The sequence below is a fragment of the Stenotrophomonas sp. NPDC077420 genome (assembly GCF_044543385.1).
Lineage (GTDB): Bacteria > Pseudomonadota > Gammaproteobacteria > Xanthomonadales > Xanthomonadaceae > Stenotrophomonas.
On record NZ_JBITVZ010000025.1, the window covers coordinates 24,402 to 34,166 of the forward strand.

Below are 9,765 nucleotides of genomic sequence, written 5' to 3' on the forward strand. Positions count from 1 at the left end.
AATGGCCACCAAAAAAGAACTACTCGCACAGCAAGTCGCCAAAGCCGTCGGAGCGGGAAAGCTTGTCGCGTTGGAAACGGTCGATTTCAACGACCCCAACCGCGCCAAAACCTGCCTGGAGGTGGATTTCCCCATCCTGCCCGTCAATCAGGTGGCGATCATCGAGGGCAACGCGGGCAAGCCGATTTACCAGATGTCGAAGTGGTGGGCGCGGCGGCGCTCCAGCGTATTTCGTTCGATGCTGATCGCGGCGGCGACCAAGGCCCCGGAAGACAAATCGCACGCGGCCAAACTGGTGTGGGACAACTACTACGCCAACCACCAGAAGAAAGGCGCATTCAAGCATCTGAAGGTGGCCGACATCTTCATGGGCGGCGGCACCACGTTAGTGGAAGGCTCGCGCCTGGGCATGCAGATGGTCGGCAACGACCTCAACCCGGTCGCGTGGTTCGTGGTCAAGCAGGAGCTGGCCAACGTCGATCTGGAGCAGGTCAAGAAGCTGCTCGCCGAGATCGAAGCCGAGGTCAAGCCGCAGATCATGCCGTACTACTACTGTGATGGCCCGGAGGGTGAGAAAGGCACGTGGACGCACTTGTCGTCGAACAAGGCAATGCCCGCCGATTTCGACCCGCTGACCATCCCGCGCGACGAGCGTAAGGACTACCGTTACGAAGGCCCGGAGGCGATCTATACCTTCTGGGCCAAGCACGGCCCTTGTCAGGTGACGGGTTGCGGCCACCGCACGCCGATCATGACCAGCCCGGTGATGGCCGTGAAGACCATCAGCGTGAAGCACTGGGAGCACACGTGCAGCAAATGCGGCGGCGAATTCCACGTTGAGGAGGAAGCCGCACGGATGGCGCCCGATTCGCCGCTGTATGTGGCGCCGGATGAGTACCCGTTCTCCGTGCTCGATCGCAGGAAAGGCGTGATCTGCCCGCATTGCGACCATGCGGCAATGGTCAACCTGGGCAAGCCGAAAAAGCCGAACAAAAAGGTCGAGCTGAGCCTGCTGGTGCATCCGCAATGGCTGGCGGGCGAAGCCAAGCAGGACGCGAATGGTCAGCCTTACGGCGGCTCGGCGCAAGACAATTCGACCGCGACCACGCGCTGGGACAGCGTGCGCGCATCCAAGATTCGCCTGCTGGAGGTGCGTGGTGCACTGCCAGATGAGGTGACCTGCCCGGAAACGAAGATCACCTTTGCGCCGGAAAACGGCACGGTGCCGAAAAAATCCCACTACGCCTGCGCAGCTTGTGGCACGGTGCAGGATGTGTTGACGACCATCAAGGCGACGGGCAAGACCGGGCCGACGGCGGCGTATGCGGTGCAGGGCTATGCGCCCAAGCGCGATGCGGCAGGCAAACCCTATAGCGGCCGCTTCTTCGCAGCCTACGGCACGCCGCACGCGCGGCAATACGACACGGCATTCGCTGAATGGGAAGCGCGCAAGGATGACGACCTCAAGGACTACTGGCCGCGCTCTGAGCTTCCCTACGGCTTCATGACCCACCACCTCCAAGGCGGTGTACCGAACCACGGCTTCACGCACTGGTGGACGATGTTCAACCCGCGCCAGTTGCTGGTGCATACGCAACTACTCAAGGCGATTGTCGAGGTCGGGGCTTACGACTGGTCAGTGCGGGAGTTTGTGCTCGGGGCGTTTCAGCAATACCTGCGCAATCAAAGCCTTTTTACGCTATGGAATGTGCAAGGTGACAAGCTCGAACCTCAATTCGCAAATAACAACTACCACCCGAAATCAACGGTGGTCGAGAACTGCGTTTTCCCCGCATTGGGCCGTGGAAACTGGGCATCCAGTTCAGAAGGCATCCTTGAAGGCCGCGATTGGGCGATTCAGCCGTGGGAAGCGGTGAGCATCGAGGCGCTGAAGCGCCGTGATCCCGAACTGGCTGACCAACTGAGCGGCAAGAGCGAAAAGGTCTTCCCCGGCGATCCAGTATTGGATGTGGCCGTGCATCAGGGGTCATCTACTGATCTGGCGCAGCTTGAAAGCGGCAGTCTCGATCTGGTTATCACTGATCCGCCTTTCGGCGGTTTGCTGCATTACTCGGAATTGGCCGATTTCTTCTACGTCTGGCTGCGCCTAGCGCTCAAGGACAAGTACCCGGCGATCTTCGGCGCGGAATACACGCCCAAGTCACTGGAGGCAGTGGCCAACCGCGCTCGCGAACCGGAAGATCCAGATGGTTTCTACCAGCGCCTGCTCACCCAGTGCTGGCGCGAGGCACATCGCCTCTTGAAGCCCAGCGGCATCCTGGCTTTCACCTTCCACCACAGCGAGGACGAGCCCTGGGTGGCGGTACTGGAGTCGTTATTCGACGCGGGCTACTACCTCGAAGCGACCTACCCGATCCGCTCTGATGAAACCAAGGGTGAAGGCGAATTCGGCTCCAAGACCATCGAGTACGACATCATCCACGTCTGCCGCAAACGCACGGAAGAACCCAAGCCAGTGAGCTGGGGCCGCATGCGCCGCGAAGTGATGGCCGATGTGCGCCAGTTGCAGGCCATGTTAGAGAACCACGCCAAAGAGGGGCTGCCCGCCGCCGACATCCAGGTGATCCGGCGCGGCAAGGCGCTGGAATATTTCTCTCGCCACTACGGCAAGGTCTATGTGGACGAAGCCCGCACCATCTCGGTCAGGGATGCGCTGGTCGGTATCAATCAGCTCATCGACGAAGACGCCGACAAGGGCAAGGAACCGCCGCCGGTCAACGCTGAACCGATGACACGCCAGTTTCTGCGCACCTTCGGGGCTGCGACTGAAATGAAGCGCGACCAGTTGCAGAAGTTTCTGCGCGGTACCATCACCACGCCGGATGACTTTGTACAGCGTGGTTGGTGCAGCGAAGAGAAGAAGGTGTTTACACGCACCAATCCGCTCGATTTCGCCCGCGATTGGTCGGGTAAGCACAAGCGCAAGCTCACCTCTGACCTCGATCAGGCATTGGTGCTGATCGGTGCCTGCGTGGATGGCAGCGGCATCAATGCCTCGGACACGCTCACGAACGACAACTTCAAGCCGCACATAGCGCTCAAGCCGCTGCTGGAATGGCTGCAAAAGAACGGCTCGGATCAAACCACCCGCAACGCGGCGTCGCGCGCGGTGGCGATCTTCTCTACCTGGCAAGCCAGCCAGGCCCCCAAGCCGCAGCAGGTTTCGCTGTTCGATGACGATGGGGAGTACACGCAATGAGGCAGGTGCTCGATACGGTATGGCAACGGCGCGGCACCAGTTGGCTGTGGGATGAAGAGGCACGCAATACAGTGTGCGCGGCGGGCGAGGTCTGGAGCCTGCGGCAGCTTTTGCAGGCGGCCACCCCCAGTGCGCAGGGCTGGCCGGATGACCTGCCCAGCAACGGCGGGCAGACGTTGGTGGTGGCCGGGCTGGAAGGCAGCCTGGACCTGCTGGCACCCGATCAAGGCGAACTCTGGCTGGGCGACACGATCAAACGCGCTATCCTGTCTTTTCAGGATGAATACGCAGGCGAAGCCGCCTTGATTTTCTGGCTGCCGCAGGGCCAAGGCCGTTTGCGCGTGCAGGCTTCCACCGACGCAGTGAACTGGCTGTGCGAAGCGCCGCATCGGGGCCAGCAGCTCGACTTTGGCCGCCTTCTGTGGGGTGAGGCCAACGAGTACCCGCAGGAAATTTTGCTGCGCGAGGGCGCGAAAGCGGCCGGCCTGTTTCACCTGCGGATTACTTGAGGCCAGCGCGTGCAAGCAGACGATTTTGAGGATTTGTTCCAGCCCGGCGAGCGCATCACCCACACCGAACTCGGCCCAGGCGTGGTGCTCGAACCGGTGCACGATGGCTATCTGCGCGCGTTCTTCGGCGTGGGCGAGCGCCGCGTGCCGGTCAGTTCGGTACGCCGCGAGCGCACCCGTACCGAGCGCATTCTGCAATCGGTGGCAGGCGGCTCAGACCGGGCACGAAAGGCATGGCTGTCTTACGAAGCGCACGCACTGCCGGTGATGGAAAGCGCCTCGGCGCTGACCTCGGCGCGCATTGATCTGTTGCCGCATCAGGTGGTGCTGACGCACCGCATTGCGACTGCTTCACCACGACGTTATCTGATCGCCGACGAGGTGGGTTTGGGAAAAACCATCGAAGCCGCGCTGATTCTGCGTGAACTCGCCAGCCGGGGCGAACTGAGCAGGGCGCTGATGGTGGTGCCCGCAGGCTTGGTGAACAACTGGCACCGCGAGTTGAATGAGGTGTTCAATCTCGACTTCGAGGTGTTTGGCTCCGAGGGCGACATCACCGACCGCAAGACCAATGCTTTTGCCAAGCACGACCGACTGATCGCCAGCATCGACACATTGAAGCGCCCGGCGCGCATCAGGCGCCTGCTGGATGCGCCACGCTGGGATCTGGTGGTGTTCGACGAAGCGCATCACCTAACTGCCCACCGCACGGGCGGCAAGGTACGCAAGACGGAAAACTACAAGCTGGCCGAAGCGCTGAAAGATCACGCGCGGGATCTCTTGCTTCTGTCTGCTACGCCTCACCAGGGCAATCACTTCCAGTTCTGGATGCTGGCGCAACTCTTGAATCCCACACTGTTTAGCAGTCCCGAGGACATGCTGGAAAACCGCCATCGCCTGAACACGGTGATGTTCCGCCGCACCAAGGCCGATGCCTGCCAACCCGATGGTTCACCGCTGTTTGCGCGGCGCTGGGTACATACCGAATCCTTCCTGATGAATCAGGAGGAGCGGCTGTTTTATGAGAAGCTGCGCGAATACTTGGAAGACGGTTTCGATCTGGCCCGCCGCCAGGGCAACCAGGGGCGCGCACTGGGCTTCTTGATGGCGATTTTTCAGAAGATCGCGGCATCGAGCTTTGCCGCCGTGCGCCGCACGCTCAAGCGCCGCCTGTTGATGCTGACGCTGCACGAGGCGCTGCTGCGTGACAAGGAACTGGACATTGAAGGCCGCGAGCGGCTGACGGAAGAAGCCCGCGAACTGATCCATGCAGAATTTGGGCTGGCGAAGGACAGCATCGGCCGCAGCGAGGTAGATCGTGTGCTGGCTGACCTCAAGTACCGGCTGGTGAAGAAACTGGATGAAGAGGCGCTGGAAATGGCCTCCGATCCTTATGGCAGCGAGTATTCGGCGACGCACGCCGAGGAGGCAGCTTCCGCTGTGGTCGATTTGCATCTGCCCGAGGAGCGCCTGCGCATTGGTGACTTGCTGCGCATCTTCCCGCAGCAGCGCGAGACCAAGGCGCAAAAGCTGCTTGATGGCTTGGGGCATCTATGGCGACAGAATGCCAACGAAAAGATCGTGATCTTCGCCACCTACCTCGGCACGGTCGATCTGATTGCCCGCGAGATTGAACAGGCTTATCCCGGCCAGGGCGTAGTGCTGCTGCGTGGCGGCGATCACGGTGCCAAGCTGGCGGCAGAGCGGAAGTTCCGCCTGAAAGACGGGCCGCGTGTGCTGGTGTGCACAGCGGCTGGCCGCGAAGGCTTGAATCTGCAATTCGCCCGCATTCTGTTCAATTTCGACCTGCCGTGGAACCCAATGGACATGGAACAGCGCATCGGGCGCATCCATCGCTACGGCCAGCGCGATACGGCACAGGTTTACAACCTGGTGCTGTCGGACACCATCGAAGGTCGCATCTTCCTCCTGCTGGACGAGAAGTTGACTGAGATCGCACGCACGGTCGGCAAGGTCGATGATCAGGGCAACGTGGCCGAAGACATGAGGGCGCAGATTCTGGGGCAGCTTTCCGAGCGGTTGAACTATGACCGCCTGTACCAGGAGGCGCTGTCAGATCCCGAACTGAAACGCACTCAGGTGGAGCTGGAAGCGGCGCTGTCCAATTCCCGCGAGGCACGGCAGGTGGTGTTCGATCTGTTTCAAGACCTCGACGGTTTCAGCCTCGATGATTACCAGCCCTTCTCGGATGTGTCGTCCAGTCTGGATCGGCTGGTGCGCTTCCTGTCAGCGGCGGTGGCAGATCGCCAGCAGAAGCTGCTGAAGGTGGACGAGGAAACCTACGACCTTGTAACAGTGGATGGCACGCGCCGTACGCGTTTCACGCTAAACCGCGATACCGCCACCAGCAGGGACGATCTGGAACTGATGGGGTTGGATCACCCCTTGGTACAGGAAGAGCTGGGCCGCTGGCGCAGCGTGACGCCCGAAGACATCGGCATTGCGGTGGCCGGGGATGTTGACGAGCCGGTGCTGCTGTCCTTGTGGATGGTGGAGGCGTCTGCGGGCAACGGGGAACGCCGTGTGGTGGTGCAGCCCATCGCAGTCAAGCAGGACGGGACACGGGTACCGGCCATTGAGCGACAGTGCGAACGGTTTCTGCAAGCGCCGACGATCTCGCCGAGCTTTACATCGGAGCAGCGGCTGGCGCTGTTCGCCCACACCGTGGAGCCGACCCTGCAACGTGAGCTGAAGCATAAGGGCGCGGCAAATGGGGACGGTAGCTATTCGGCGGAGCTGATTGGATATGTTGAGATCATTGCTAAGGCGACTTGATGCTGGAAACCGAAGGCGTCACGGATCAGCGCCGAATGGCTGTGATTCGCTACTAAGCAGGGGGTGTAGTCCGCGAGCCCGACAGCAACACGCCGGGACGCACGACTACGGCTTGCTTTCCTTAAGGAAAAGCGTTCCGCGAGATTCAAGCAGACGCCGCGTGTTCTCCAGCTCTTTTTGCAGCAATTCTGCATCTGGCAACACTGTTCGGTAATTGGCCGACATGACCTTGTTCGGCAAGCCATCCAGCGCATATCGCGCCAGGGCATGGCCCTTGTCGGCACACAGGATCAAGCCAACGGGAGGGTTCTCGTCCGGGTAGGCCCAATGCTCTTTGGCATAGTTGCAGTACATGTGCATCTGGCCAACGTCGGCATGGGTCAAGCTGCCCAGCTTCAGGTCGATGATGACCAGGCAGCGGAGCTTGCGATGGAAGAACAACAGATCGACCCGATACCAGGTCTGGTCAATGCGCAACCGGCGCTGCCTTCCGACGAAGGTGAAGCCTTCACCCAATTCCAGCAGGAAGTCTTCCAGCCTCTGGATTAAGGCTGCTTCCAGATCGGATTCCGAATACTCGTCCTTGAGGTCGAGGAACTCCAGCACATACGGGTCTTTGATCGCGTCGTTGGGCGTGACGGCATCCTCGGGCTTGGCTACCGAACCCTTGACCAGCATCGCCGCCTTGTCCTTGGACAAGGCCGTGCGCTCGTAGAACTGGCTACCGATCTGCCGGTCGATTTGGCGCACGCTCCAGCCACCACGCAGCGCCTCAGCCTCGTAGAACTGGCGGGCATGGTCGTCCTTGACCGACAGCAGCCGAACATAAGCCGACCACGGCAAGGTGAAGACTTGGGACAGTTCGGAGAGGTCGAATTTCCGAGACACCGCCTCGGAATTCCCTGCAGGCAGTCTTTCTCCAGATTTCCGAGACAGTGTCTCGGAAATTGTCCCTACTGGGTATGCAACGAAGAAGCGCCGCATGTTCTCCAGGTTGTCCGGGCTGAACCCGCGCCCGAACCGGGCCGTCAGATCGGCGGACAAGCGTTCCATCAACTGCTCGCCGTAACCGGCCCGCCGCCTGCCTTTCTGCTCGGCCTCGACGATCCGGCGACCAATCTCCCAATAGCTGGCCGTCATCAGCGCGTTGACACTGCGCGCCGCGGCCTGGCGCGCCGCATCCAGCAGTTCCACGATGCCGCCGTGGATGCCGGCATAGCCAGCCGGTAAGGTGGCGCGTTTCCCTGCTGCCACAGGCGTCTTCCTTGTCATGCTGTCACCTCCATAGAACGGGATGCCCCGGTGATCGCCAGCCGCCGGCTGGCCACCAGTTCGGCCGCATCCCGCACCGGCTTGTCCTCGGTATGAACATAGTGCATGAACATCGCCACGGTCTTGTGGCCTGTGAGCTTCATGCCCACCTTGGTTGGCACGCCTGAGTTGGCAATGTCGGTCGTCGCCCGGTGTCGGATGCCGTGCGTGCCGACGTGCGGCACGCTGGCGGCCTTGAGCACGCGCTTCCAGCCGCCATAGTGCTCACCGTGGGTCATGTGCCGGGTCGGATCGTTCGGCGACGGCAGGACGTAGGGGCAGCCTTCCCGGCGCGGCGCGGTGGACAGCAACCGATAGGCTTCCTCGCTCATGGGCTTGGAGATGCCGCCGGTCTTGCTGTCCGGCCAGACGACGCGGCGCTTTTCCAGATCAACCCAGTCCCACTCCAGCGGGCAGATTTCGGAACGGCGGGCGGCGAACTCGAATTGCAGGCGGATCGCCAACGGGATGACGTAGTTCTCCAGTCCCTCGGCTTCCAGATGCTCCAGATAACGGAAGATCCGCACCAGTTCATCGTCCACGATGAGTCGGGTTTCCTTGCCGGGGGGGTACATTGGGACGTGGCGGCATGGATTCGTGCCGTCTGGGCGCAGCCCCCACACTTCAGCCAGGTTGAACATCTTGCGCAAGACGCCGAAGCTCTTGTTCGCCTCAGTCGGCTTGTAGGCCAGCTTCTTCATCAGCGCAGCCACGTCCGGGCGCTTCACGTCCTGCACCTTCATCCGGCCCATGATCGGGATGATGCAGCGGTCAATCACACCCTGATAGCCGCGTTGTGTGCTGGGCTTGTTACGTTGCTTGGAGTAGTCCTCCATGAAGGTGTCGCAGAACTCCTTCATGGTCGGTGCCTTGCGGGCGGCGTTCTTGGCCGCGCTGGGGTCGCCACCCTTGCGCACCTCGGCCAGCCATTCCTGCGCCATCGTGCGCGCCTGATCGACGGTCAGTTCCCCGTACTGCCCCAGGGCGGGCTTGCGGCGCTCGCCGGCGTTCGTGCGGTACTGGAGCATGAACACCTTGCGGCCGGCCGGGGTGATCTTGCATAGGAAGCCGGGCACCACGGTATCCCGCAGTTCGATGGCCTTGTCTTGAGGTTGTGCCGCATCGACTGCGGACTTGGTGAGCTTGATCTTCGCCATGATGACTCCTCGGAAAGCCCGGTTTCCAAGAGCCGCATGGGAGCCACGCGAGGGGAAGCCGGGTCAAGTTTCGGAAAGCACCGGCATATGTTGAACTCGCCTAAGTGATTGATAAACCTGCTGTATCGAGCCTTGGCGTAGTCCAGCGAATTGCGGTACTGGAGTCATCGTGAAACAAAAAAAGGGGCGCTCGATGAGCACCCCTTTTCATTTCTCACGGTGGTGTCAGCGCCAGACCTTGATCTGGTCGGTCTCCACGCGCTGCATCGGCTGGCCCGGCTTGCAGCTGTAGGTGGCGCCGAAGGCCGGCAGGTTCGACAGCGGACCATTGGTGCGCCACTTGCCCGGTGCCATGGTGTCCGAGGTCAGGCGCTGCGCGGCTTCGTTCGGCGACAGCTGCTGCGGCCACAGGCTCGCCCAGGCGCGGAAGAAGCCCTGCTGGGTCGCCGGCTTGGCCTCCGGCTCGGCCGAGCGGTAGGCCGCCCAGGCCAGCTCCAGCCCGGACAGGTGGGCCAGGTTTTCCTCGCGGGTCAGCTGGCCGTTGACCTTGGCACCCTTCACGCCTCGATGTAGGAAAAAAAAGCGCTTCCCCCGTTGGGGTGACGCGTCGCTTTGCGCGTGGCTTGGAAGCCTGGTGCATCTTCGATCATGGCTGTCGCGAGCGTGGAGGGCCCCGTCGCGGCCGGCAGGCCCCTATGCAAATGTCCCCCGGCGTCGGCCTGCGGCCGCCACCTCCTCCTTTACTTTGCCAGGGACCTACCGGCCGCGACGG

Annotated in this window: 5 protein-coding genes and 1 pseudogene; 3 read left to right on the forward strand and 3 right to left on the reverse strand. The window is 61.6% G+C overall.

The genetic code is table 11. From position 1 onward, the window contains the following. Nucleotide 1: 1 nt before the first annotated feature. From ACIGII_RS18330 to ACIGII_RS18340, 3 genes are read left to right on the forward strand one after another with little or no spacing between them, the layout of a single operon-like run. Nucleotides 2–3,220, forward strand: coding sequence for a DUF1156 domain-containing protein (locus ACIGII_RS18330; RefSeq protein WP_260563113.1), 3,219 nt, complete (start codon nucleotides 2–4; stop codon nucleotides 3,218–3,220). Then, nucleotides 3,217–3,729 carry a hypothetical protein gene (locus tag ACIGII_RS18335; RefSeq protein ID WP_260563112.1) on the forward strand — a complete coding sequence of 171 codons (513 nt, stop codon included), beginning with the start codon at nucleotides 3,217–3,219 and terminating at the stop codon, nucleotides 3,727–3,729. Before ACIGII_RS18330 ends, ACIGII_RS18335 begins: the two co-directional genes overlap by 4 nt. A gap of 9 nt (nucleotides 3,730–3,738) precedes the next feature. Next, on the forward strand, nucleotides 3,739–6,525 hold the full coding sequence (locus ACIGII_RS18340; protein ID WP_260563111.1) for an SNF2-related protein: 2,787 nt from the start codon (nucleotides 3,739–3,741) through the stop codon (nucleotides 6,523–6,525). A gap of 105 nt (nucleotides 6,526–6,630) precedes the next feature. Here ACIGII_RS18340 and ACIGII_RS18345 read toward each other — a convergent pair whose 3' ends face one another. The 3 genes and pseudogenes from ACIGII_RS18345 to ACIGII_RS18355 all read right to left on the reverse strand — a co-directional run. Further along, a complete protein-coding gene (locus tag ACIGII_RS18345; RefSeq protein ID WP_260563110.1) occupies nucleotides 6,631–7,797 on the reverse strand; it encodes a YhcG family protein in 1,167 nt (388 codons plus the stop codon). Continuing rightward, nucleotides 7,794–8,993, reverse strand: coding sequence for a site-specific integrase (locus ACIGII_RS18350; RefSeq protein ID WP_260563109.1), 1,200 nt, complete (start codon nucleotides 8,991–8,993; stop codon nucleotides 7,794–7,796). The genes ACIGII_RS18345 and ACIGII_RS18350 overlap by 4 nt, the downstream gene beginning before the upstream one ends. 225 nt (nucleotides 8,994–9,218) lie before the next feature. Beyond that, a pseudogene (locus ACIGII_RS18355) lies at nucleotides 9,219–9,557 on the reverse strand (M13-type metalloendopeptidase); the annotation flags it as partial. Nucleotides 9,558–9,765: the final 208 nt, after the last annotated feature.